Here is a 24,025-nt window from a genome sequence, read left to right on the forward strand (position 1 = left end):
GCGTCGATGCACTGAGTGGTTAACATGGCTCGCCATCGGCGAAACACCGGCCAGCAATGCTGCAGCGCCGCATCCGACGGCCATTGAGCGGATGGCCGCACGTACCGCATGCCGAGGTCAAGCATGGGTCAGGCGTGAGTCACGCACGTGTCATTCGAGTTCGGCGCCGCGTCGTTCCGGGATCAGAATGAGTGTCGCGAAGATATCGAGCAGATAGATCGACGCGAGCAAAGCGAGCGCGGCGCCGAACGAATAGCGTGCGGCCAGTGTGCCTACGACCACCGGCCCAAAACCGCCGACCGCACGGCCGACGTTGAACAGCACGTTCTGCGCAGTGGCGCGCGCATCGGTCGGATAAAGCTCGGAGATCAGTGCGCCATAGCCGCCGATCATCCCGTTGACGAACACGCCCATCGCCGCGCCGCCGATCAGCAGCGCCATCGGCGAGGTCAGATGGGCATAGACGAATACCATCACCACCGCGCCCACCTGGTAGAACAGGAACGTCGGCTTGCGGCCGAAACGGTCGGCCGCCATGCCGAACAGCCAGATGCCGCACGCCATGCCGAGCACCGTCACGGCGGTCCACACGCCGGACTTGGTCAGCGAATAACCGAACGTCTTCGACAGATAGCTCGGAAGCCAGATCATCAGCCCGTAATAGCCGAAGTTCTGTACTGAACAGAGAATCGCGACGCCGACGCTGGCGCGCGTAGTGCGTCCGTCGGCCACCAGCAATTTCAGCGGCAGCTTGCGCATTCCACGTGCGACACGCTCGGTGAACAGCGCCGGCTCCTCAACGCGACGCCGCACGACGAACGACACCACGGCAGGCAGCAATCCAAGCGCAAACATGCCGCGCCAGCCGATTACAGGAAGCAGCAAAGGCGTCAGCAACGCCGCCGCCAGCACCCCGAGTTGCCATCCCAGCCCGACATAGGAGGAGACGCGCGCCCGCTGCGACGCCGGCCACGCTTCGGCCACCAGCGTCATACCGATACCGAACTCGCCGCCGAGGCCAATGCCTGCAATGGTCCGATACGCCAGAAGGTCGGTATAACCCTGCGCCAGCGCGCACAGTCCGGTGAAGACGGCGAAGATCAGAATCGTCCACGTCAACATTCGCACGCGGCCGAAATAGTCGCTCAAGACGCCGAAGATCAGGCCGCCGGCTACCGCGCCGATCAGCGTCCAGGTGACGAGCGAACCGGCTTGCGCGGAACTCAGATGCAGATCCGCGGCAATTACCGGCAGCATGAAACCGAGGATCAGCAGATCGAAGCCGTCCATCGCGTAACCGAGCACCGACGCGATCAGCGCGCGGCCGGCATAGCCGCTCCGGGCAGGTTCACGGGTCTCGGTGGCAGAAGAAGCGACAGTCATTGAAAGCATTCCGTAGGACGTGGAGGCGGCAAGCCGGCAAGACCGCCCAGCAAATTCGCGTGAGTGTAAAGGCGCGCCAGACCGCTCACAAGCAAGCCAAAAAGCGGGCCGAAAAACAGCCCGGAAAGCAGCAGCAATACGGCTCTCGACGAACCGCGCACGCCCTGTTCAGCGCGGCCGTTATGACCGTCATTCGCTGCCGGCACGCACGACGGCCTCCTCGGGAGGGCCCATTTCGGGTAAAATGTCGGGCTACGCGCGCAGCAAAAACTGGCCTGCACTCCACTGACCAGTTGCGTATTTGCCTATCAAGGCGCCGCCCATCATGGCGCGGTATACCCAGCTTGCTGCGCCACCGGGCTTCGCGCCCGCTTCTCCTCGCTCACACCCAAGGATCCGCCCATGACAGGCTTCGATCGCCAGACGATCTCCGACACGACCGCCAAGATGCTGCTGGAAGTGCAAGCAGTGCACTTCAACGCGGAGAAACCGTACATTTTCACGTCCGGCTGGGCGAGCCCGGTTTATATCGACTGCCGCAAGCTGATTTCGTATCCGCGCGTGCGTCGCGGCCTGATGGAAATGGCCGAGGCCACCATTCTGCGCGACGTCGGCTATGAGCAGATCGACGCGGTGGCCGGTGGCGAAACCGCCGGCATCCCGTTCGCGGCATGGCTGTCCGACCGCCTGATGGTGCCGATGCAATACGTGCGCAAGAAGCCAAAGGGTTTCGGCCGCAATGCGCAGATCGAAGGTCTGCTCACCGAAGGTCAACGCGTCCTGCTGGTCGAAGACCTGACCACGGACAGCCGCAGCAAGATCAACTTCATCAACGCGCTGCGCACTGCCGGCGCAACGGTGAACCATTGCTTCGTGCTGTTCCACTACAACATCTTCAAGGAAAGCGTGTCGGTGCTGAAAGACATCGACGTCGATCTGCACGCGCTTGCCACGTGGTGGGATGTGTTGCGGGTCGCCAAGGCCAACAACTACTTCGACAGCAAGACGCTCGACGAAGTAGAAAAATTCCTGCACGCACCGGCCGAATGGTCCGCGGCACACGGCGGCGCCAACGCAACGCCGCAGTAAGCGCAACTGCTTGACCCGGATGGAATGAAAAGGCCGCCTGACGATGAGACAGGCGGCCTTTTTCATTGATCTCGCATCGATCTCGCCCAACCGGGCGAAGAGTTGAGCGCGACTAGGATGTGCTCCCGGTATCGCCGACCGAATGCGACGAGAGATTCAGCAAGCCGTTGCTCTGCGCGTACTGGAACAACTCCGAATCGCGATCGATGCCGAGCTTGCGCATCGCCGTGTTCTTCTGCGTGCTGATCGTCTTGATGCTGCGGTTGAGCTGCTCCGCAATCTCCTTGATCGTCATGCCGGACACGAACAGGCGCACCACCTCGAGTTCGCGCCGCGACAGCATCACATCTTCGTTCTTGCCGCCGGCATTCATGCGCAGCGTATCGAGCGACGCCTTGACCGACGGGCTCATGTATTCCAGGTTGCGGCTGACGTGCTGCACCGCGAGCCCAATGTGGCTTAGGTCGTCCGATTTGTTGACGACCGACGTCACGCCGAGCTCGCTCAAGCGTTTGAGCAACGCGGCGTTTTCCAGCATCGTCAGCACAACGATGGGAAGGTCGGGAAAATTGCGGCGCAGATAACCGATCAACGGCAAACCGTCACCGTACTGGCCGCCTGGCATGGCCAGATCCGTGACAAGCACATCGCACGCAACGGTTTGCAGCACCTTCACCAGTTCGGTTGACTGTCGCGCGCGCGCGACGACCTGCAGGCCTGGAAACTTGAGCAAAGCTTGTTCGGCGCCGAACAGAATCACCGGATGGTCGTCGGCGACCACGACCCTGACTGGATCTTGCATTGCCCTCCCCTCGACAGATAAACCACTCTCCAAAACTTCTGACATGCCTTTCTATTCTTGGTACTTGAACCGATCGGGCACGCGCCTATATTCGCGCGAATATTTCCTCGGACTATAGCCGATTTCGCGTCCGCCAAGCCCGTCGCCAGCAACAATGATCCGTCGCAAAGCGAATGTTAGACTTGATTCGACCCTGGGGCACAAAATAGGGACAATAATCCTCGCGAGGACAACCCTCGCGCCCTGACAGGAGAACCGGCACATGCGCTCGCGTTGCCTGGTTGTTTCGCTTGCTTCGCCATTCCGCCGTATGCCGTTCCTCACCTGCGCGATGCTGAGTCTCGCGCTATTCGCGGCGCATTGTCCTGACGCATCTGCCGAGGGTGTGTTCACGCTGACCAGCGCAAGCTTCCGCGCGGGCGGTACCGTGGACGCGGCTCAGGTTTTCGATCAGGACGACTGCAAAGGCGGCAATCGCTCGCCGCAATTGACGTGGCACGATGCGCCGGCTGGAACGCGCAGCTTTGCGGTCACGGTATTCGACCCGGACGCGCCTGGCCGAGGCTGGTGGCACTGGGCCGTGGCGGCGATTCCGGCTACCGTCGACAGCTTGCCGGAAAACGCCAGTTCGTCGGGCTTCCTGAAGAAACTCGGCGCGGTCGAAGCACGCAACGATTTCGATATCGACGGCTACGGCGGCCCCTGCCCGCCACCCGGAAAACCTCATCGCTATGTCGTCACCGTTTATGCGCTGAGCAGCGCGGACCTGCGCCTCGCTCAAGGGCGCCCGGCGCTCATGTTCGATCACGAAATCGGCACCGCCACGCTCGGCAGCGCGCGAATGGTGGTGAGTTACGGACGGTAGCTGCAGACGTCTACATCTGACTTGAACTGCATCGCCTGCGCGCCGAAACGCGGCTCACACGGCGCCGAGTGCCAAGCTCGGGCAAGTCGCGCCTTGGGTCGACACGCCGATGGGCGCTCGGCTTGTATCACATTGCCGCCGCTGCGGAATTTCTGTCATCCGGGCACGCTAATGTGCAACAGGGCGACGCAGGCGATGCTTGTCGATGTCGCGTCGCTGCATGCGCGCACAGTTGCGGTACCTACCTCTGCTTTTTCACCTTGCCGGAGAGTGTTATGTCGAAAATCGTCATCGTTTATCACAGCGGCTACGGCCACACGAAGAAAGTCGCCGAAGCCGTGCTGGCCGGCACGCTCGAAGCCGGCGCGGACGCGAAACTCATGCCGGTCGGCGAGATCGACGACGCGGGCTGGACAGAACTGGCGGCCGCCGACGCCATCATCTTCGGCGCACCGACCTACATGGGCGGCCCGTCCGCTGACTTCAAGAAATTCGCCGACGCGAGCTCGAAACCCTGGTTCGGCCAGACGTGGAAGGACAAGATCGCTGCCGGCTTCACCAACTCGGCGACCATGAACGGCGACAAGTTTTCGACGATCCAGTACTTCGTCACGCTGGCAATGCAGCACAGCATGATCTGGGTGGGCACCGGCATGATGCCATCGAACACCAAGGCGGCGACCCGCAACGACCTGAACTATGTGGGCGGCTTTACCGGCCTGCTGGCGCAATCCCCTGCGGATGCGTCGCCGGAAGAAGCGCCGCCTCCCGGCGATCTGGAAACTGCGCGGATGTTCGGTAAGCGCGTTGCCGACGTGACGGCGCGGTGGAACGCTGGAGTTCGATAAGGCAGCGTTCGAAGGCTTGCGCCGGGAAGCCGCGGTTAGGTCGCACGCCCTCGAGTTGGCCGCGGCGCTCGTCAGAACGCGTGCTGCGCGCAGCCTGACAAGCGCCGTCAATCTGCCCCGAATCCACCAGCATCGGCTTGCATCTGTCGCGTAACCGGTCACGCCGATGTCATTTTCGGCGCGCATCGTCGTTTTTTCGCCCCCGTTTCGCGCACCCACCGCTATCAGGTCTTAAAATAGCGTTCCGGCGCGGTGTCGCGCCCCGTTTCCAGCAAGCCAGTGAGATTGAGATGAGCACGAAAGTTTTTGTCGACGGACAGGAAGGCACGACCGGCCTGAAGATTTTCGAATACCTGTCGCAACGCGCCGACGTAGAGATCCTGCGTATCGAAGAAGCGAAGCGCAAGGATCTCGAAGAGCGCCGTCGTCTCATCAACGCATCGGACGTCACGTTCCTGTGCCTGCCGGATGTCGCCTCACGCGAGTCGGCGTCCCTCGTCGACAACGACCACACCGTGCTGATCGATGCGAGCACGGCCTTCCGCACATCGGCGGACTGGGCCTACGGCCTGCCCGAACTGGCCCACGCGCAACGCGAGCGTCTGCGCACCGCGAAACGCATCGCCGTGCCGGGCTGCCATGCATCGGCCTTCGTGCTGGCCATGCGTCCGCTCGTCGAAGCAGGCGTCGTGGCGCCGGAATTCGCTGCGCACGCTTACTCGATCACCGGTTACAGCGGCGGCGGCAAGAAGATGATCGCCGACTACGAAGCCGGCGGTAACGACAAGCTGAAGAGCCCGCGCCCCTACGCGCTCGGCCTTACGCACAAGCATCTGCCGGAAATGGCGGCACATACGGGCCTGAAGTCGGCGCCGGTGTTCACGCCGATCGTCGGCGACTTCTACAAGGGTCTCGCGGTCACCACTTTCTTCTCGCCGAGCCAATTGGCCAAGAAGGCCACGCCGCAAGACGTACAGGCGCTGTTCGCCGAGTACTACGCGGGCGAGGCATTCGTGAACGTCGCGCCGTTCGACGCGGAAGCAAACCTCGACAGCGGCTTCTTCGACGTACAGGCGAACAACGACACCAACCGTGTCGACCTGTTCGTGTTCGGCAATGAAGAGCGCTTTGTGACGGTCGCACGCCTCGATAACCTGGGCAAGGGCGCATCGGGTGCGGCAATCCAGTGCATGAACCTCGCGATCGGCGCCGACGAAGAAGCAGGCTTGAAACGCTAAACAGGTTTGAGACACCGACGGCAATTCGCCGTCAACCCACAAAAAAGCCGGTCTTAACAGACCGGCTTTTTTGTTTTAAAAACCTGCCTTCAGAATCCCTCTTTAAAGTTAATCAGTAGTAGCCCGCATTACTTTAAAAAGAAAAATCGGAATGTTTACCAACCGCCGGTAATTCATTCCCGAAATTGACCCGCACAGCATAGTTTGCCGCATAGGGAAACTCCGGATTTTTTGGCGAACGGTCGTTCGAAGATCATAGAGCCATTTTGCTGCAACGCTTGCCTGGCAAGGGTGTGCCGCGAAGCAACGATGTCGCCGCTGAACCCAAAAAACCTTTTTTGTTTAAAAGGGCTGCCAAGTCCCACATGGCATGTACCCGGCAAACATTTCGCTGTTTGAATCGGTCTTTTTAGACGGCTCATTCAATTGACAGGCATTAATCGCGCAGCGAAATTAGTTCGCACAATTACAGGAAGGGAGACAGCAGTATGTCGCACGCCATTACTCGAGGCCTGGCGATGGCCATTGCCACGGCCCCACTTCTTATCGCCTGCGGCGGTGGCAAGGCGGACAACCCCGGTCCGATCAACGCACCGCAATGCTCGGGCTCGAGCTGCGGCGTGCAAGGTCCGCCGACTTCGAACGCTGGTACGACGGCGTTATGTCCGGCCACTGCTGACATCGTGAAGACCACGTTCCTGGGTGGCGCGGGTAGCGGCGAAGTGGTGCAGGTGAATATCGATGCGACGGCGATGACGTACACGCTGAAGTGGCTCGAGTCGCCGATTCCGTTGCGCACGGGTCAGGTCACACCGACGCGCGCGGGTACGCAGATCAAGGGCGCCGTGATCCACCCGCCGACCGGTGCACTGCCGACCGCCGAACAGACGCGCTGCGCGTTCATCCTCGGCGCAGGCACAGGCACTGGCGTTGGCGACGGTCAGCCCTACACAACACCCGATTTCACCAACAACCCGAATCCGCCGATGATCCTCGTCGGCCTGGGCGTGGCCGGCGGCGGAATCCCGGGCGCGGACGTCGAGTACGACGGCCTGACTATTGCCCCGTTGCCCGGCCTCGAGAACATCGGCGCCGTTCCCGCTCGGCATTTCGATTTCTATCCGTTCCTCGGGTTTGCCGCCACGACAACGGACATCACGAAGTTGCCCGGCACCTACAACGGCCTGCTCTACCATCTCGTGCCGTCGGGCTCTTACGCGGCAACGGCCACCAATACGGTTGAGACTTTCGACGCAAGCGGCAATTGCACCGGCTCCAATGCGGCCAACGCGGCGTTTCATCCGAGTGCAAGTGGCTGCCTGACGACCGGCACCGCCTGGACGCTCAACAGCAGCGGCTACTTCGACAGTCAGAACACGCCGCAGATCGGGACTCAACTGACGCTGCCTACCGGGACTAGCGGTTCCGTGGCTCCGGCGCACATGATCCTCGGTCAGATCAACGGCGCAACGGTACCGTTGGTTGTCCGCACGGGTCTCGTGAATCTCGGCACCGCGCCACTGCACCTCGATGCCAAGGTCGACGACGAATCCGGCATCGCCATGCTCGCCGCGGCCACGCCGCTCGCATCCGGCGGCTTCAATGGCGGCTACGTCGGCGCGGACTCGAACTTCAAGTCCACCGCGACGTTGATTCAGGGTGGCGTGGGCACCTTCATCAATCCGTCGACTTCCGCAGCAGAAGACGGCTTCGGGCTGGGCTACGGTTTGCCGAGCCCGGGACTGGTTGGCGTCCAGCAGGCAAACGGACAAACCGGCTTCGCGATCGCCTCCGGCGGACTGTACGCGATCGAGATTCAGGGCACGGTGAACGGCGGCGTAGCGCCGACCTCGCAACTCAGCAGCACTGCTTCCAGCGCCCCCTACTTCGGCATCGGAGCGCAGATCAGCAAGTAACGAACGAAGGACCGGTAGTTCGCAACACGATGCATAAATAGAGCAATAGGTGGCTGGACTGGGAGCCGGCCACACACAACGAGAAAATTCTGGAGGCGGTATGAAATGGAGAATCCTTTCGGTGCTCGCTCTTGCAGCACCGTTGCTGGGGGCGTGCAGTGGTGGTGGTGGCGGTAACGGAGACGGACCGGTGACGGAAGTTCGCCTGTGTCCTGCTTCGCTCGATTACGGCACGGTGTTCACGGGCGGCGGCGGTGACGGCGAACTGGTCAAGCTGCAGATGGACACGACCAAGATGACCTGGCAGATCAGCTACATCGAATCGCCGATTCCGGCGACCACCGGCACCGTCGCACCGACGCGCGCCGGCCAGACCGCCAGCGGCACGCTGACCCAGGAAACTCTGCTGCCGACGCAGAAGCTCAACCAGTGCGCCTTCCGCCTGAACGGCGCCAGTCTCGATCCGAATCGTCCGGCGCGTATTTTCGTTGGCGAAGGCGTGGCGGGCGGCACGATTCCGGGTGCGGAAATTTCGTTCGGCGGGATTCTCGGCGTAGGCGCAGTACCCGACACCAAGTTCCCGTACTACCCGTTCATCGGTTTCTCGTCGATTGAAACGAACCTTGCGAACGTGGTCGGCACCTACAACCAGCTCGGCTATCACCAGGTTCCGTCACAGAACTTCGCGCCTGTCGCGGTCGATACGAAGATCACGATCAATGCGGACGGCACGTGGACCGAGTGCGACAACTCCGGTGTCAACGCGGGCTCGTGCCAGCAGCCGGGTACGAACTTCGTGCAGTCCTCCGACGGCAGCGGCGCATTCGAAACCGACAAGTTCGTGGGCCAGGCCAAACCGACGCTCGCCACCACGCCGAAGGCGCGCGGCTACATGATCGTCGGCAAGCTGCGCAATCAGGTGGTGCCGATCCTGGTGCGAACCGGCGCAGCGAACTCGTCGGTGACGACGCCGGTGAATGGCGAACTCGGTCCGTACGCGGACGACGAATCGGGCATCTCGATTCTGGCGCCGCAAACCTCGATCGCGGTGAACTCGCAAAACGGTGAGTACATCGGTGTGGATAGCCAGTTCGACTATCGCACCACGGCGCTCGAAGGCACCGAGGCCACGCTGCTCGATCCGTTCAACGCATCGCAAGCATCGCTTGCGACGGCGCTGAATCTGGCCTTCACGCAGACCGTGCCGGGTGTTGTCACGACGACGCAAGTGGGCGCCTCGACAGGCACCACGCCGACCGGAAAGATGATCTTCACGGGTGGCGTGTTCGGCTACCTCGATCTGACCAACGCGGCCTCGCCGTACTTCACGATCGGCGCCTTCGTCCAGTAATGGACGCAGCACGCGCCGCCGGCACGCAGCGAGGCGTTCGCGTCCCGGCTGCTGCGCACAGCAATAGCGCGGCAGCCGGCGTCCACCCAGTATCCAGCGCACCGGTTGGGCCGCCAGGCCGCCGTCGCTCGCCGCGCGCGCCGAACGCAACGCGCGCCTCAGGAGGAACAACATGAAAAAAATCTATTTCGCGCTACTGGCCATCTGCCTGTCGGCCAGTGCGCACGCGCAACACGCGGGCGACAACGTCGCCGTGCTCGGCTGGTTCCACGTCATGCCGCAGGATTCGAGCACGCCGCTGACCACCAACGTCGCGCCGACGCCGATCAATACGCCGCTGCGTCTGCCGAGCTCGTTCACCTCTGCCGGCACAGGATTGTCGACCAGTAGTGCCAACACCGTCGGCCTCGTATTCAGCCACTACCTCACCGATCACATCGCCGTCTCGACAGTGGCTGGCGTACCGCCGGTTTTCAAGCTCTACGGGCACGGCACCGTCAAGCCGCCGGGGCCTGCAGGCGCACTCGGTCAGCAGGATCTGGGCGATCCGCAGGCCAATCCGATCGTGAAGAGCGTGCGCCAGTGGAGCCCGGCGCTGCTGTTCCAGTATTACTTCAATGCGCCGACGGCCCATTTCAGGCCGTTCGTGGGTATCGGCGTGTCGTATAACTGGTTCTCCGACGTTCAGTTGAGCCCGAACTTCGTGACCGCGACGCAGAACAATCTCGGCTCGGTGCTGGCAGCCGGCGCGGGCAAGCCCGGACAGACGCAGGTGTCGGCGAAGGCATCTTCGTCCTGGCAGCCGGTGTTTAATGCGGGCCTCTCGTACAACATCACCGACCACTGGGGTCTCGTCGCATCGGTCACGTACATTCCGCTGAAGACCACCTCGTCGGTCATCATCAAGGCGGCGGACGGCACGGAATTGGGTGTCTCGAAGGCAGAGCTGAAAGCCGATCCGATCATTTCGTTCCTGGCCGTCTCCTACAAGTTCTGAGTTCGACGCGGATGCGACAAAGCCGGCGGCCCCGCGGAGGGGTCAGCCGGCTTTGTCTTTTCTGGGGGACGCGGGAAATTCAGGGCAAAAAAAAGCCCGCCTAAGCCGGCGGGCTGAATCCATATCAGAGGAGACATGGAGGAGACAAGACAAACTATAGCAAATGGTTTGGTGCGTCGCAACATACAAATTAGGGTTGACCCTCGGCGTTGTACGAGTGCAACAATTCTTACAACGCTTTGAGAGCGAGCGGCGTTGGGTGCCGCGCACCTGTCGCGGCCGCTCGCCTAGTGACGCACCAGCGCCATCATCGCGCCGAAGCCGACAAACACGCCACCCGTCAGACGATTGAACATCCTCGCGACGCTACGGCTCTTCAGTCGGGCGCCGATTCGCGTGCCGAAACCGGCGTACACCAGGTACCAGCTCACCTCGATGACCGCGAAAGTCGCGACGAGCACACCGAACTGCGGCAGCTTGGGCTGCGCGGCGTCGATGAATTGCGGCAGCAACGCGGCGGCGAACAGGATGGCTTTCGGGTTGCTGCTCGCCACCAGGAAGCCGTTGCGAAACAACGTGAGGCGCGAGCGCGCCGGTTTGGCGGAAAGTTCGTCGACCGCGCCGGCAGCGCCTTCATCAGCCGGCGCCCGCCACGCCTTGATGCCCAGATAGACGAGGTAGGCCGCGCCGATCATCCGCAGTGCGTTGAACATCGTCGGCCACGCCGCGAGAAAGACGCCGAGGCCCGCCGCCGACACCGCCAGCATCAGCACCAGCGCCGACAGGCAGCCGGCCATGGTCGCGCTGGAACGGCGCAGCCCGTGCTGGGCGCCGTGCGTCATCACGAGCAGCATGTTCGGACCGGGGATCGCAGAAACGACGAAAACAGTAGCGGCGAACAGCCACCAAGTATGCAGACTCATTGGGATCATGGCGAATAGGAATCGGACGGCTATTATGCCCGCCCGTGCGAATCCGCGGCGGCGCGCGCCCGGCCCAGCCGCCGAGTGGCCGAACCCGGGCTCCGGTTCCGCTATGAAAGCCGGCGTGCGCCGTCAAGCGCACGCCCGCCCCACGCACCCCGCTCAGCGCCCTGCCCGCCGTGCCGCCACCTGGCCCAGCACCGCGAAGTCCTTCTCGCCGTCGCCATGCGCTACTGCTTCGATCAGGCTGTCACGTACGACACTCGCAATCGGCAGCGGCGTGTTGACCGCGTCCGCGGCTGCCAGCGCAAGGCGCAGGTCCTTCAATCCAAGGCGCGCCTTGAACAGGGCCGGCTCGTAGCGCTGCTCCGCGATCAACTTGCCGTAGCCCGAATAGACCGGTCCCGGGAACAGGCCGCTCGTGATGACATCGAGGAAATCCTGCATCGCCAGGCCGTGGCCGGTCACGAGCGTGGCTGCCTCGCCGAGCGTCTCGACAGCCGCGCCCAGCATGAAGTTAGCCGCGAGTTTCATCACGTTCGCCTGTTGCGGCAGCGAACCGATGCGCCAGGTTTTCTGGCCGATGGCGTCGAAAATCGGCTGCACGCGGTCGATCGACTCGGCCGGGCCGCCCGCCACGATCGTCAGCTTGCCCGCAGCCGCGACATCGGGGCGCCCCATCACCGGTGCGGCAACGTAATGGATGCCGCGCGACGCATGCGCCGTCGCCAGCTCCTCGGCCAGCGCCACCGAGATCGTCGCCATGTTCACGTGGATCAGGCCACGCGGGGCGTGTTCCAGCAGCGACGCGGTGATGACTTCGCGCAGCGCGGCATCGTCGGCGAGCATCGAGAACACGGCGTCGCCCGCAAACGCTTCAGCCGGCGTCGCGACGATCCGCGCACCTGCGTCGGCGAGCGGTTGCGCGCGTTCTGGCGAGCGGTTCCACACGCGCACCTGATGCCCGGCTTTCAAAATGTTTGCAACCATCGCGGCGCCCATCTCGCCGAGACCGATAAAACCGATGTCCATCTGTCGCTCCGTCTTCTAAAGAACTGGAAGTAAAGCACACCCATGCGACACGTGCAGGACAGCGCGCAATTAAACACGGTGCGATACTGATGCGATGGTCACCGCGACATTCCGCTTCTATGAGGAGCTGAACGATTTTCTCGCCCGGCCCCTGCGCCGGCGCACGTTCAGTTGCGCCTGCGCGCGCGGTGCGACCGCGAAACATATGATCGAAGTGCTCGGCGTGCCGCATACCGAGGTCGAACTGATTCTGGTGAACGGTGAGTCGGTCGGTTTCAATCATCCGCTCGCCGACGGCGATCGCATCGCCGTTTATCCAAAGTTTGAAGCGCTCGACATCCAGCCGCTATTGCGCGTGCGCGAATATCCGCTGCGCGTGGTGCGCTTCATTGCTGATGCCCATCTTGGCGGTCTCGCCCCGCTGCTGCGGCTCGCGGGCTTCGACACGCTGTACGACAACCACTATCCCGACGCCGATATCGAAGCGCTTGCCGCAGCACAACAGCGCATCGTCCTGACGCGCGATCGGGAGCTATTAAAACGCCGCACCATCACGCATGGCTGCTACGTCCGCACACTGCGGCCGCGTGAACAGTTGCGCGAAGTGTTTGAACGGCTCGATCTGGCCGGCAGCGCGCAGCCGTTCCGTTTGTGTCTGATGTGCAATGCGCCATTGCGGCGTATCGCCAAAGATGAAGTCGGCGATCGGGCGCCAGATGGCGTGCTGGAACGGCATAACCAGTTCGTCACCTGCGATGTGTGCCGGCGCGTGTTCTGGGAAGGCACGCACTGGCAACGCATGCGGGCGCTGATGGACAGCGTGGCCGGCGCGCCGGAACCGCCCGATCTGAGCGCAGCTCAATGAGATCAGACGCTACAACGACTGAGCACCGCGCCAACGCCGCTCGGGTGCGGATTCGGCGCCGCTCGCTCGGCGCGCGGCGCGATGCGTACAATGCGGGTTTACTTATCTGGCAGAGGCCTTCCGTATGGCGATGAAAAAGACCGACCTTGAAAAGAACAAGGCACTCAAGCTGAACAACGCAATGAAACTGTCGACGGCCGACCGCTTCGGCAAAGCCGCTGCCGCCGAACCGAAGCTCGACCGTCGCGAACAGCGCAAGCTCGATCAGGCGCAAGGCCTCGTCGCGTTCGCCTGCAAGCTGAATGGCGATCTGGTCACAGAACTGAAAGAACGGGCCGCCACGCATCCGGAAGGCATGAGCGGGCTGCTGAACGAGGTCATCAAGCGCGGCCTCGCGGGCTAAACACCGCACGAAACCGCCGTCCAATGCAAAAAGGCCAGAGCAGAAGCTCTGGCCTTTTTGCTGGCGACATTTAACCGGAACTGCGCTGTACTCGCCGACAAGCGGCGCGCACAGGAGAACCGGCAGGGTTCGCCCGGTGAAACCAAGCGTGAGCTTAGTTTGCCGCGCCCTTGTCGTTCGTGCCGGCTGCCGAAGCTGCTGCCGAAACCGGAGCGCGCTTGCCGTGCGTCTTCAGCTTCTTGATGTGGTGCTTCTTCGGCGCGCTAGCTGCAGCGGCCGGCGCTGCTGCGTCCGATGCCTGTGCGAAAGCTTGAACGGAGACCAGCGCGATCGATGCGGCTGCGAGCGAGACGATGAATTTTTTCATGTGTTGTTCCCCAAACCTGGACGACTGAGTCAATGTGAATGAAATAGCAGAACGGTGAAGCTGACAAGGCTTAAGGTGCCTTACCGCTCCCCGCGGGAGAGTATTACGCAGCGTAGGCGGTTTGTCATGCGCAAAACTCGATATGTATTTTCCGCGAGACAGCTTGCTTTCGGTAAGCTTTCACTCATTAAGCATGCCGCATTAGGGAGATTACCTAGGTCTCCTTCTAGACCAGATTCCGCAGCAAACTGGCGGTTTCCTGAAGGGTCGGCAGCACCCGATGCAGCGCCGCATTCGCCGACTCCTGGCCCATCGGCATGCTCACGCTGATCGCCGCCACGACCGAGCCATGCCGGTCACGCAACGGCACCGCAACGCCGCGCATGCCCAACTCCAGTTGTTGATCGGTGACGACATAACCATCGCGGCGGATTTCACCCAGCACTTCGCGCAAGCGCTCCGTGGTCGAATACGTATGGGGCGTGAATACCTTGATCGGATAGGACGCCAACCATTGTTCGATACTTTCCGGCGGCTGGAAGGCCAGCAGGATCAAACCCGCCGAGGACAGCGGCGCACTCGCCCGCGAGCCGAGCACGAAGCCGACCGCCATCGCGCGATTGACGCCGTTGCGCGCAACGTAGACCACGTCGTGTTCGTCGAGAATCGCGACCAGCGCGGTTTCCTGCACTGTCGCGGTGATGCGCTGAAGAAACGGCTGCACTGTGCGCGGCAAACGCGCTGAATCCAGATACGACTGACCGAGCCGCAATACGCGCGGCGCGAGCCAGAACAGCTTACCGTCGGTATCCACGTAGCCGAGTTCGCGCAGCGTCAGCAGATAGCGGCGCGCCGCCGTGCGCGAGAGCCCGGCGCGGGCGGCCACCATGGTCGGCGTCATGCGCGCATGCTCTTCGTCGAATGCTTCGATGATCGCCAGCGCCTTCGCGGCGCCGGCGATCCAGTCTTTCTCGTCCATTGCGTCTGCCTGAAAGTCGGCCTGCCCGGCGGATCAGTGATGTTTTGAGTCGGTTGGCCGTTGCGCGATTATCGCGCGACTCGCTCGCCGTGCGGCCGGCTGAAAGCTCATTTGAAGTCCCAGCGCATCTGCTCGGCGATCCCCACTCCGCGCGAGGTCCGCACGCATTCGCTTACGTAGTCCGTGAAGGGCAGCGGCTCGAAACCGATCTCGTCGCGCAGACGGCGGTTGTCGAACGCGTAGTCCAGCTCCGCAAAACCGGCGTACAAACGCAGCGCGTGCTCGATCAGGCGGCCGCTACCGCAACGGTCGCGCCCCACCACTTCGCGTGCGATCTTGCCGAAGTCGCGCACGCGGCACATCGAATAGCGGCTACCCGAGGTGCCGGTGGCTTCGTCCATGGCGCTGATGATCTGACCGATGGTTGGCGCCTCCGAGCCCGCCGACACGTGATACGTATCGAAAGCCAGCGACGGCTTCATCGCCAACAGCGCGAGTGCACGCGCGCAGTCGTCGGCGGACACGACGTCGATGCGGTTCATCGCCCGCGCCGTGAAGCGTCGCGCGCCGTGCACCACGCGAAACACCCAGAACAGGCTCGCCGACGGCAACGTGCCGAGCACCGTGTGGCCGACCACGCTCGACGGCCGCACCACCACCAACGGCAAACGTGGATACATGCTGCGCAACAGACGTTCGACTTCGCGTTTGCTTTGCGTGTACGGCACGAGATGGCGCGTCTCGCCATAGCCGAATGGAGATTCCTGCACGTTCGCACCGCATTGCGTGCCGCACGCCATCGCCGTGCTCACGTGCAGAAAGCGCCGCAGCGTTTTGCTGCCGACAAAACGCGACGCAAAGCGCAAGGTATCGTGCACATTTGTATCGAGTACTTGCGGATGCGTCGAGAACGACGCGAGCCCCGCACAGTTGATCACGTGCGATGCCTTGCCGAGCCGCGCCAGATCGATTTCCGAAAACGCGCTGCCGAGTTCGCCGACCATCACGTTCTTATCAGTGATTCGCTGAGCGCGAGCATGCGGCAGCCCGCAACGCACCGCCGAAGCGCGCAGCCGCGCGAGCGCGTCGGCCACGCTGACGCCGCGCACCAGACACACCATGCGCTCGATCAGGCCGGCGTTGATCAGGGTCACCAGCAAATTACCGCCGATAAAGCCGGTCGCACCGGTCAGCAGCACACTGTCGACGCCCATCGCCTGCGCGCGCGCCGACGATACCAGGCTGTCCTGCCAGGCGTTGGACAAAGGGGTTTGCCATGCAAACATCGCGAGCTCCTTGCGGGAACGTGAGATCGTCAAAGCGTCGATCCGGACAACCAATCAACAACAGGCGCATCAGCCAGCGCATCAATACCGATACGTCAGCGCCGAGATCGCGAAGTAGTTGTTCTTCGACTGCACGATCGGGCTGTTCGCCGACGCACCCAACAGCCGCGTCACGCCGCCTTCGGTATGCACCGACCAGCGCGGCGAAAACATGTACGTCCACGCAGCCGACACCTTCGCGCTGTCGAATCCGCCTTTCACCGCATACGGCTGAAAACGGCTCGCGGCCGCTTGCGCATCGGTGACTCCAAAGAAGGTCTGCGTGTAGCGGCCGCTGCCGGCATGCACGCTGCCTTTGATGCTGATTTCGTTGTCGACGCTTTGCAGCACCGGCACGGTCAGATCGACGTGCCCGCTCGTCCCGTGACTCGTGTTCGTCACCGGCTGGTCCAACGTGATGCTGATGGTCGACGGACCGAACAGATGCGCCCCGACCTGCACGGACAGCATCACCGAACCGGGAATCCGGCCCATGCCCTTCAGGTAGTCGGAGCCGGGCAAATCGGCGCGATTGCGATCGGTGCGACCGAAGTCGTAGCTCAGCGCTGCCGAGGCGAACATGCCGTTAGCAAAGGTGCGCTTGTAGCCGAGGCCGTCCATCGGGCTCAGAAAGATGCCGTTGCTAAACTCGGCGGCAATGAGCGGCGCGATGAACGGACGGTAGTCGCGGCTGCCCTGATAGCGCGGCGCCACGCCGCCAGCGAGCGAAAACATGTAGAAATTCTCGGCGTAGACCGTCGACGAGCAGGTCAGGGCAAACAGCGGAACACACAGACAAGCGAAGCGTTTGCGCACGGTCAGGACTTTTTTTGGGACGGAAGCCGCAGTCTAGGGATGCTGCTTCGGCGCGTCTGTCCTGAAGTTGGGGAAATGTGTGCACAATTGTGTTCAAGTGTTCGCGAATGTCCGCTGCGTATCCCGCACGCATGCGCGCGGATAGAATCTGTGCCTGATACGACGCCTTGTTAGAACAACCGAACTCGAAAAACCGCCTTTGAAACCTGACACACGCCAACACCTTCGCGCGAATCTGCTGATGCTGATCGCGGCGATGATCTGGGGCTCCGCATTCGTCGCACAACGCTTGAGCCTCGATGCGATCGGACCGTTCCTGTTTACCGGACTGCGCTTCCTGCTCGGCGCGCTGGTCGTGCTGACGATGATCGTCTGCGTGCGGCGCTCCGCACTGGCAGAACTAACGAAGCGCGAACCCGGCGGCGCACGCGAACTGCTCGGTGCCGGCGTGCTGCTTGGCGTCGTGCTCTCGGCGTCGATTTCGTTTCAGCAGATCGGCCTGCAATATACGAAGGTCGCCAACGCCGGCTTCATCAGTTCGTTGTATGTGGTGCTCGTGCCGCTGCTGGGCGTGCTGTTTCGTCATCGGACGGGATTCGGCACGTGGCTCGGTGCGACGCTGGCGGCGATCGGCATGTACTTTCTGAGCGTCAACGAGCACTTCTCGATTCTGTACGGCGACTGGTATCAGCTGGCCGGCGCGCTGGTGATTTCCGTGCAGATGATGCTGGTCGGCCGCTTCGCGCTGCGACACGACACACTCATGCTGGCGCTCGTGCAGTTCGTGACTTGCGGGCTCGTGTGTCTGGCCATCGGTCTCGTGATCGAGCCGGTCAGTCTCGCTGTGATCGAGCGCGCCGCGCCGACGATTCTGTACGGCGGTGCGCTGTCGGTGGGCGTCGCCTATACGATTCAAGTGGTGGCGCAAAAGTACGCGGCGCCGGCGCATGCTGCGGTGATCTTCAGTATGGAGGGTGTGTTCGCCGCGCTCGCGGGGTGGCTCGTGCTCGGCGAAACGCTGACGACGCGCGCGCTATTCGGATGCGCGCTGATGCTCGCGGGTTTGATCGTGTGTCAGGTGATGCCCGCGCCGCGACGCGGAAGTGAGCGTGATCGCTTGCCTCACGAGGCGTGAGGGCTTGGCCAGTCGCGCGAGTGACCGCCTCGGCCGCTAGGCAGCACGCGGCAGCGCGAAGAGTTTGGGTGTATCAGCAGTGGGCGGAAACACACACCAGCAGCCGTCGTCGTGTCGAAAGAAAAAGAGACCGCGCGATCCACCTTCCTGAGAAGTCTCGACCCGCACATAACGCCTGCCGCCCAGACGGGTGCGGCTGAATTCGGTCACGTGAACCGGCACCAAAGGCCCCGGCGCCAGCCATTTCTCGACCAGAAAACGTAGCGACTGTTCGCTTGCGGCTCTCATGATCCGCTCCGGGCCGGCTTGTCCTGGCTGGCCTCACGCGTGGCGTCGTTGCTTTCGTCGTTTTCGGCGCCTTCCTCATCATGCTCGGTGGATGCGAGAGATATGGCCCGATTAGTGGCCGCCGCCCGCAACGTCGTGCAGTGGCTGGCATGCCTGATGTCCGAGAGAAGACGGACTAATTGTCGTGCTGTTCTGCGTTTCATTGCACACCCCCGCACTGCACCAATAACCTCAGAAAACACTTTAACTCTATGCCTGGATAGGGCGTTGCTGAAATGATTTTGACTAAATAGCAACAGTTGCGCTTGCAAAAACATAGACGCAATCTTTGTACCTTCCAGCTTCAATGTGCGCGCGCGGGGAAGCGCGGTCTGTACGCTGGCGAGCGTATGACGTTGACGAAAAAACCGGGGCGCCACCCGGCAGCCGAGGCCCGGATCGGCAAGTTATCCACAATTGCCTATGAATAACTTCGGGAAAGCGCATCGGACAGCCTGTGTGCGAAATCTTGATAAGACGCGCCGCCGGGCAAGCCCTGTCAAAGTTATCCCAGCTTTGTAGTTTTTCTACCGTCGTGTTCCGCAGGGTTATGGGTTTCGCATGACGTTGATGTGACGGGGGATTTGATAGTTATCCACAGACGGGGTTAACCCTTGTTAACTATTACTACATATGTATACGTATGAAGTAAAAGACATAGGATAAGTAGCGCAGCGTGATGAGTTCAAAGGCTGATCAGCGCTTGATCAGCCGAAACCCGTTGCATCGGTATATGCATCAAGGCGCGATGCTCGGTCCGCTTGCAGGTTGCACGGCAGCTGCTTTGTCAATCGCATCAGGCAAGTCGGGAAGCGGCGCTGGAACTGTCGCTTCGACCGGCAACGGCAACAGGCGCGTTTCGATGCGATTGTTCACGACCGGCTGCGTGCGCACCACCGTTTGCAGATAGTGATCGACAAGGCCGAAGAAACGATCGTAAAACTTGCCCGACGGAATGGTCTCGCTTGAAATCTTGACCATCGCATCGCTGTTCGAGCGGATCGGCAGCGACAGCGAACCCAGCACGCTTAGTCCGACGCTCGCCGACGTATCGCTTTTCTTCAGCGCAAAGCCGTTTTGCACAGCATTGACGTAGACGATGCTCGTATCGCTCGCCTCTTCCCCCGGCGTACACACCACATGGAACTCGACGACGACGTGCGTATCACCGGTCGGCTGGAAATTTTTCGTTCCATCGACGGTATCGGTACGCGTCAGCGTCGTCAGATAGCCCTGACTCAGCAGTGCGCGACGTGCAGCCTCACAGGTATCCGTGACGCTCGAATTGAAATTTCGGGCGTAAGGGCTCGCGCCCGTTTCGAATAATTCCTGCTGGAATTTCGGTTGCGGGGCGCTGCTGCAAGCGGCAAGTGTCAGCAGGCCGAGAAGCGTGGCGGCAGTGGCTTTGGAAAACGAGGTGAACATGATCGATCGGAAGAGGCGCTGCGTGAGCTCGAATGGGAATGCATTGTAGAGCGGTTGCCAAGGTGTGCGTAAAAAGTGCGCAGCGCTGCGCCGCCTCACACAGCGTGACGGCTCAATTCCACGCCTTCAGGCGCGGGAGTATGACAACGAGGAGAATACGACGGAGCTGCCGCTCAGTGCAGCATGGCAGGCGATGCGCCAGGCAGCGCCACAGCGGCGTTGCCGGCCGGTATCGTAAAAGCGTCGGCCCAGTTGTCCGGCGTCGGGCAACGGTCGGCTTCGCACATGCTGGTTTGCGCGCCTGCGTGCGATGCGATGTTCTGCGCCCCGGCGACGTCGGCGAAATCTTCGACGCGCAAGCTTACCTTCTTCGCGTACGCCTGCGATCCGCCGTAACTCTTGAGCGCGGCGTTCATGTCGCCGTTGGCCGAACGCATGTAGCCGTACAGGATCGCCGAGCCTACCTCGATGTTGGTGGTCGGCTCGGTGAGGTCCTTGACGTTCCTCAACATCCCCCGATGGGCGCCCGGCACCACCTGCATCAGCCCGGTCGCGCCGTTGGCGCCCTTGGCCTTTTCCTTGAAGCGGGATTCGATCGAGATGATCGCCAGCAACAGTGCTGGCGGCAGTGAGTATTTCGAAGCAGCGGACTGAACCGCGTCCGAAATCTTTTGAGCCTTTTCCTTTGCCAGACCGAATTTCTGCGTCAGATACGCGGACATGCGGTCATTGTTTTCATCGGCCGTTGCGGTTTGCATCAGGCCGAGCGAAAGCACGATCAGGCAAAGTAACCGGCTCATAACGGAGGACGGAAAAGAAAGGGGATGTGCGCATTATAGCTCTGCCCCCAAAAGAGGCACCAAAAGGCCAAAATTCGTCTGAGGAAAGGTGGCTGGCTGGTGCGTCCGCAAGTGCTTTGCGAGCGCAGGTCGGGCCACCCAGTTGCGCAGCAGTGCACCCGGTGAAACTACAGCAGGCTGTGAACCGACGCGCTCATTGCGCGTAGCGGCGATGCAAGGCGGCGGCCACTTCCGCGAAACGGGCGCGCAATTCGGGCGGCGCCAGTACGTCGGCCTCAGCGCCGAAGCGCAGCAACTCCGCGCATGCCTGTCTTATCGAACCGACCGGCAACGTGACCGTGCACCAGCCGTCGGACGGATCCGGCTCGCCGATTTTCGCGGCTGAGCGTGCGAACGGCGACGTGAAGGCTTCGAGCATCTGCATGCCCCATGGTGACAGGCGCAGCGTTGCCTCGCTCGCATGCATCTCTTCGGACAGACGCTGCGTGCTGTCTTGCCAGTAAGCCGCCAGATCAAAGGCGGGTGGCCGCTCGAAAGTCTCGTCCAGCATGCTCAATTCGAGGATGCGCGAAATACGGTAGATGCGGATGTCCGCGCCGACCCTCCCGACCACGTACCACGCGCCGCTTTTCAGCACGATGCCGAGCGGTTCGATCCGCCGAAATTTTTCGGCCTTCCAGCTCTGATAGCGAATCTGCAGCGGACGCTGTTCCCACACCGCGCTCGCGATCAACGGCAGATTCGCGGGCTGGTCCGCGTCGGAAAACCATGCTGGAGCGTCGAGGTGAAAACGCGAGCGCATGCGCTCCGCGGTCGAACGCAATTCGACCGGCAGCGCGGCAAGCAACTTGGTTTGCGCGCCGGCCATGACGGCGCCGAGCCCAAGCGCCTGCACCGGCCCCGGCAAGCCGGCGAGGAACAATGCCTCTGCTTCCTGCGACGACAGACCGTTCAGACGCGTACGGTATCCGTCGAGCAGACGATAGCCGCCTTCCGCACCACGTTCGCTCTGGACGGGGACGCCCGCGGCGCTCAAGGCGTCGATGTCCCGATAGATCGTGCGCAGGGAGACCGCGCATTCGTCAGCGAGCGACTGCGCGGTCACGCGTCCGCGCGCTTGCAGGGTCATCAGGATGGAAAGGAGGCGGCTGGCTCTCATGCGGACAAGTGTAGTCATACCTGACACAAACTGACAGGTATGCGCGCTTAGGATGGGGACGCCCGGCGCCAGATGGACGCTGGCTTTTCCAACGAGACGCTCACTCAAAAGGCTCCCCCATGACCACCGACCGCACGATCACGCTGTTCCACTCGCCGCAATGCCGCTCCGTCAGCGCACTGACGCTGCTCGAGGAACTCGGCGCTCCGTATCAGCTGAAGGTGCTGAACATGAAGGCCGGCGAGCAGCGCAAGGCGCCGTATCTTGCGATCAATCCGCTCGGCAAAGTGCCGGCGATTCTTCACGGCGACGCGCTGATCACCGAACAGGTCGCCATCTTTATCTATCTGGCCGACCTGTTTCCCGAAGCGGGCCTCGCACCGGCGCTCAATGATCCGTCGCGCGGGCCGTATCTGCGCTGGCTGGTGTACTACGCGGCCTGCTACGAACCGGGGCTGGTCGACAAGGCGATGAAGCGAGAACCGGCGCCGCTCGCCACGTCGCCGTACGGCGATTTCGATTCAATGCTTGGGACCGTGACGAGCCAGTTGCAGGCGTCGCCTTATTTGCTCGGCGACAAGATGTCGGCCGCGGATATTTTGTGGGGCATCGCGCTGCATTGGGGGATGATGTTCAAGCTGGTGCCTGAGACGTCGGCCGTGCTCGAGTACACCCAGCGCGTCTGCTCGCGGCCGAGCTTCGTGAAGGTGAGCGAGCGGGATGCTGCGCTGGCGGCCGAGCATGAAGCGGCGGTCAAAGGGGCTTGATGTTGCGAGCGGGTTGCCGGGAATGCTGCGCGCGGCGATCAGCGGTGCTGGCGCCTGACCTGTTGGCCAGCTGAGCGGCCTGCTGATCCGGCATCCGGCTCGATGCGCCGGGATTTGAGACAATGAAGGCCTCCGGTGAATGTCTTCCCGGGACAACCGGGCGCGCCTTGACCTTTTCAGCAGGCGTCGGCCCATTGAACAAGAGATGTTTTCAGGTATGAGCAAGACCGTATTCATTCCCAGCGTCCCCGCGACGTCGGAGGAGGATTTCGAAGTGTCGGCGACGTCGAAACTCGCCGGCTACCGGCGTTTTTTCGGCGTGTTGAAAGTAGTTCGAACCACCGATGGCCGCGTGCTGTTCCCATTCGACGGCGCGCCGGAACTCGGACCTTACGCGACCAAGCTGGAAGCCGTCGCGGCGGCGCAGGTGTATGGCGAGCACATCGTGACCAGCGACCTGGCGCGTCCGGAGTTGTAAGCGCGGGCGCGTGGCAGGTGCGCTTTGGTCCCTTTGGCGGGTTGCTTGGGTTAGTTACTCGGGATCGTCAATTGAGGTGATCACTTCGGGAGCAACGGATGCTTCGTCTGCGCAAAATGGGCTCATCGGCCGCTGTTGTGGGAAGTGCCGCTTTGCTGATGGCCGCTTTCTGTCAATCCGGCTTCGCTCAGACGTCGGACGCCGATGCCGATGCCGGTCAGACCGCGCTAGGCAAAGCCGAGGTCGTTCACGCCCAGGTCCATGTCTTAGCGATCTATCCGGCCACCAACAGCGTCACGCTACGCGGTCCGCACGGCAATCTTGCGGATGTCGACGTCAACCCCCAGTTGGCCGACGTCAGGAAACTGCGGGTCGGCGACAAACTGAACGTTGCATACCAGCAGGCACTGTTGCTTCAAGTCGACAAGGTGACCACCAAAGGCGTGCGTGAACGCATCGAGACGACCGTGGCGATACCTGCCTCAGCGGGGTACGCATCGTCGGCGCATAGGGTGCAGGTTGTCGCGACGGTGATGAAGATCGATCGCAAAAGCCGGATGGTGACGCTGCGTGGGCCAAAGCATCAGCAAGTACTGAGGGCGGCGGAGAGTATTCCGCTCGATCAGTTGAAAGTCGGGGACAGTGTGCGCGCGGAGTTTGTGTCGGCGGCTGCGGTGGAGGTGGTGAGGAAGTGAGGTGAGCTGTTGAGGCAAAAAACCGGCCGCCTTCGGGCGA

Annotated in this window: 25 protein-coding genes; 13 read left to right on the forward strand and 12 right to left on the reverse strand. The window is 62.1% G+C overall.

The window, feature by feature from the left end; genetic code table 11:
• Positions 1 to 150 precede the first annotated feature (150 nt).
• Positions 151 to 1,383, reverse strand: a complete 1,233-nt coding sequence (locus M0D66_RS35305) for an MFS transporter (RefSeq protein WP_266212709.1) — start codon at positions 1,381 to 1,383, stop codon at positions 151 to 153.
• A 402-nt stretch (positions 1,384 to 1,785) separates the two neighbouring features.
• Here M0D66_RS35305 and M0D66_RS35310 point away from each other — a divergent pair, with 402 nt between their 5' ends.
• Positions 1,786 to 2,472, forward strand: a complete 687-nt coding sequence (locus M0D66_RS35310) for an orotate phosphoribosyltransferase (RefSeq protein WP_054043249.1) — start codon at positions 1,786 to 1,788, stop codon at positions 2,470 to 2,472.
• 112 nt (positions 2,473 to 2,584) lie between these two features.
• On the opposite strand, the gene M0D66_RS35315 is transcribed toward M0D66_RS35310, so the two are convergent.
• The gene (locus tag M0D66_RS35315) at positions 2,585 to 3,274 is read right to left on the reverse strand and encodes a response regulator (RefSeq protein ID WP_200653057.1); all 690 of its coding nucleotides are present in this window, start codon (positions 3,272 to 3,274) and stop codon (positions 2,585 to 2,587) included.
• 262 nt (positions 3,275 to 3,536) lie between these two features.
• Here M0D66_RS35315 and M0D66_RS35320 point away from each other — a divergent pair, with 262 nt between their 5' ends.
• The 6 genes from M0D66_RS35320 (at position 3,537) to M0D66_RS35345 (ending at position 10,489) form a co-directional block, all read left to right on the forward strand.
• Positions 3,537 to 4,139, forward strand: a complete 603-nt coding sequence (locus tag M0D66_RS35320) for a YbhB/YbcL family Raf kinase inhibitor-like protein (RefSeq protein ID WP_200620579.1) — start codon at positions 3,537 to 3,539, stop codon at positions 4,137 to 4,139.
• A 275-nt stretch (positions 4,140 to 4,414) separates the two neighbouring features.
• Positions 4,415 to 4,987, forward strand: a complete 573-nt coding sequence (locus M0D66_RS35325; protein ID WP_093641076.1) for a flavodoxin family protein — start codon at positions 4,415 to 4,417, stop codon at positions 4,985 to 4,987.
• A gap of 290 nt (positions 4,988 to 5,277) precedes the next feature.
• Positions 5,278 to 6,225 carry an N-acetyl-gamma-glutamyl-phosphate reductase gene (argC, locus tag M0D66_RS35330; RefSeq protein WP_093641072.1) on the forward strand — a complete coding sequence of 316 codons (948 nt, stop codon included), beginning with the start codon at positions 5,278 to 5,280 and terminating at the stop codon, positions 6,223 to 6,225.
• A gap of 488 nt (positions 6,226 to 6,713) precedes the next feature.
• Entirely contained in the window at positions 6,714 to 8,141 is a 1,428-nt protein-coding gene (locus M0D66_RS35335; RefSeq protein ID WP_093641068.1) for a DUF2957 domain-containing protein, read from the forward strand.
• A 100-nt stretch (positions 8,142 to 8,241) separates the two neighbouring features.
• A complete protein-coding gene (locus M0D66_RS35340) occupies positions 8,242 to 9,492 on the forward strand; it encodes a DUF2957 domain-containing protein (RefSeq protein ID WP_093641064.1) in 1,251 nt (416 codons plus the stop codon).
• A gap of 172 nt (positions 9,493 to 9,664) precedes the next feature.
• Positions 9,665 to 10,489 (forward strand): OmpW family protein, encoded by an 825-nt coding sequence (locus tag M0D66_RS35345; RefSeq protein WP_093641061.1) that lies wholly within the window; start codon positions 9,665 to 9,667, stop codon positions 10,487 to 10,489.
• 287 nt (positions 10,490 to 10,776) lie between these two features.
• On the opposite strand, the gene M0D66_RS35350 is transcribed toward M0D66_RS35345, so the two are convergent.
• Positions 10,777 to 11,412 carry a LysE family translocator gene (locus M0D66_RS35350; RefSeq protein WP_200661105.1) on the reverse strand — a complete coding sequence of 212 codons (636 nt, stop codon included), beginning with the start codon at positions 11,410 to 11,412 and terminating at the stop codon, positions 10,777 to 10,779.
• A gap of 162 nt (positions 11,413 to 11,574) precedes the next feature.
• A complete protein-coding gene (locus tag M0D66_RS35355; RefSeq protein ID WP_200620583.1) occupies positions 11,575 to 12,444 on the reverse strand; it encodes an NAD(P)-dependent oxidoreductase in 870 nt (289 codons plus the stop codon).
• Positions 12,445 to 12,538: 94 nt separating this feature from the next.
• Between M0D66_RS35355 and M0D66_RS35360 the strand changes: the two genes are divergently transcribed.
• Both M0D66_RS35360 and M0D66_RS35365 read left to right on the forward strand, forming a co-directional pair.
• Entirely contained in the window at positions 12,539 to 13,309 is a 771-nt protein-coding gene (locus M0D66_RS35360) for a Mut7-C RNAse domain-containing protein (RefSeq protein WP_200653054.1), read from the forward strand.
• Between the two features lie 124 nt (positions 13,310 to 13,433).
• Positions 13,434 to 13,712, forward strand: a complete 279-nt coding sequence (locus M0D66_RS35365; protein ID WP_091798267.1) for a hypothetical protein — start codon at positions 13,434 to 13,436, stop codon at positions 13,710 to 13,712.
• Between the two features lie 154 nt (positions 13,713 to 13,866).
• On the opposite strand, the gene M0D66_RS35370 is transcribed toward M0D66_RS35365, so the two are convergent.
• From M0D66_RS35370 to M0D66_RS35385, 4 genes are all read right to left on the reverse strand, one after another.
• Positions 13,867 to 14,079: a hypothetical protein gene (locus tag M0D66_RS35370; protein ID WP_054040885.1), complete on the reverse strand. Its 213-nt coding sequence runs from the start codon at positions 14,077 to 14,079 to the stop codon at positions 13,867 to 13,869.
• A gap of 226 nt (positions 14,080 to 14,305) precedes the next feature.
• Entirely contained in the window at positions 14,306 to 15,058 is a 753-nt protein-coding gene (locus M0D66_RS35375) for an IclR family transcriptional regulator C-terminal domain-containing protein (protein WP_093641050.1), read from the reverse strand.
• A 107-nt stretch (positions 15,059 to 15,165) separates the two neighbouring features.
• Positions 15,166 to 16,344, reverse strand: coding sequence for an SDR family oxidoreductase (locus M0D66_RS35380; RefSeq protein ID WP_266212711.1), 1,179 nt, complete (start codon positions 16,342 to 16,344; stop codon positions 15,166 to 15,168).
• 81 nt (positions 16,345 to 16,425) lie between these two features.
• Positions 16,426 to 17,118 carry a MipA/OmpV family protein gene (locus M0D66_RS35385; protein WP_266212712.1) on the reverse strand — a complete coding sequence of 231 codons (693 nt, stop codon included), beginning with the start codon at positions 17,116 to 17,118 and terminating at the stop codon, positions 16,426 to 16,428.
• Positions 17,119 to 17,398: 280 nt separating this feature from the next.
• On the opposite strand from M0D66_RS35385, the gene M0D66_RS35390 reads away from it, so the two are divergent.
• Positions 17,399 to 18,334, forward strand: a complete 936-nt coding sequence (locus M0D66_RS35390; protein ID WP_266212713.1) for a DMT family transporter — start codon at positions 17,399 to 17,401, stop codon at positions 18,332 to 18,334.
• A gap of 36 nt (positions 18,335 to 18,370) precedes the next feature.
• On the opposite strand, the gene M0D66_RS35395 is transcribed toward M0D66_RS35390, so the two are convergent.
• From M0D66_RS35395 to M0D66_RS35410, 4 genes are all read right to left on the reverse strand, one after another.
• Positions 18,371 to 18,622, reverse strand: a complete 252-nt coding sequence (locus M0D66_RS35395) for a hypothetical protein (protein WP_093641038.1) — start codon at positions 18,620 to 18,622, stop codon at positions 18,371 to 18,373.
• 777 nt (positions 18,623 to 19,399) lie between these two features.
• Positions 19,400 to 20,086: a DUF2242 domain-containing protein gene (locus tag M0D66_RS35400; protein WP_093641035.1), complete on the reverse strand. Its 687-nt coding sequence runs from the start codon at positions 20,084 to 20,086 to the stop codon at positions 19,400 to 19,402.
• Between the two features lie 173 nt (positions 20,087 to 20,259).
• A complete protein-coding gene (locus M0D66_RS35405; protein ID WP_093641032.1) occupies positions 20,260 to 20,886 on the reverse strand; it encodes a lytic transglycosylase domain-containing protein in 627 nt (208 codons plus the stop codon).
• A 193-nt stretch (positions 20,887 to 21,079) separates the two neighbouring features.
• Positions 21,080 to 22,063 (reverse strand): YafY family protein, encoded by a 984-nt coding sequence (locus tag M0D66_RS35410; RefSeq protein ID WP_266212714.1) that lies wholly within the window; start codon positions 22,061 to 22,063, stop codon positions 21,080 to 21,082.
• Between the two features lie 101 nt (positions 22,064 to 22,164).
• On the opposite strand from M0D66_RS35410, the gene M0D66_RS35415 reads away from it, so the two are divergent.
• From M0D66_RS35415 to M0D66_RS35425, 3 genes are all read left to right on the forward strand, one after another.
• The gene (locus M0D66_RS35415; RefSeq protein ID WP_211706184.1) at positions 22,165 to 22,812 is read left to right on the forward strand and encodes a glutathione S-transferase family protein; all 648 of its coding nucleotides are present in this window, start codon (positions 22,165 to 22,167) and stop codon (positions 22,810 to 22,812) included.
• A 217-nt stretch (positions 22,813 to 23,029) separates the two neighbouring features.
• The gene (locus tag M0D66_RS35420) at positions 23,030 to 23,290 is read left to right on the forward strand and encodes a DUF6723 family protein (protein WP_093641155.1); all 261 of its coding nucleotides are present in this window, start codon (positions 23,030 to 23,032) and stop codon (positions 23,288 to 23,290) included.
• 98 nt (positions 23,291 to 23,388) lie between these two features.
• The gene (locus tag M0D66_RS35425; protein WP_266212715.1) at positions 23,389 to 23,985 is read left to right on the forward strand and encodes a hypothetical protein; all 597 of its coding nucleotides are present in this window, start codon (positions 23,389 to 23,391) and stop codon (positions 23,983 to 23,985) included.
• Positions 23,986 to 24,025: the final 40 nt, after the last annotated feature.

It is taken from the genome of Paraburkholderia sp. SECH2 (assembly GCF_030464795.1).
Lineage (GTDB): Bacteria > Pseudomonadota > Gammaproteobacteria > Burkholderiales > Burkholderiaceae > Paraburkholderia > Paraburkholderia aspalathi.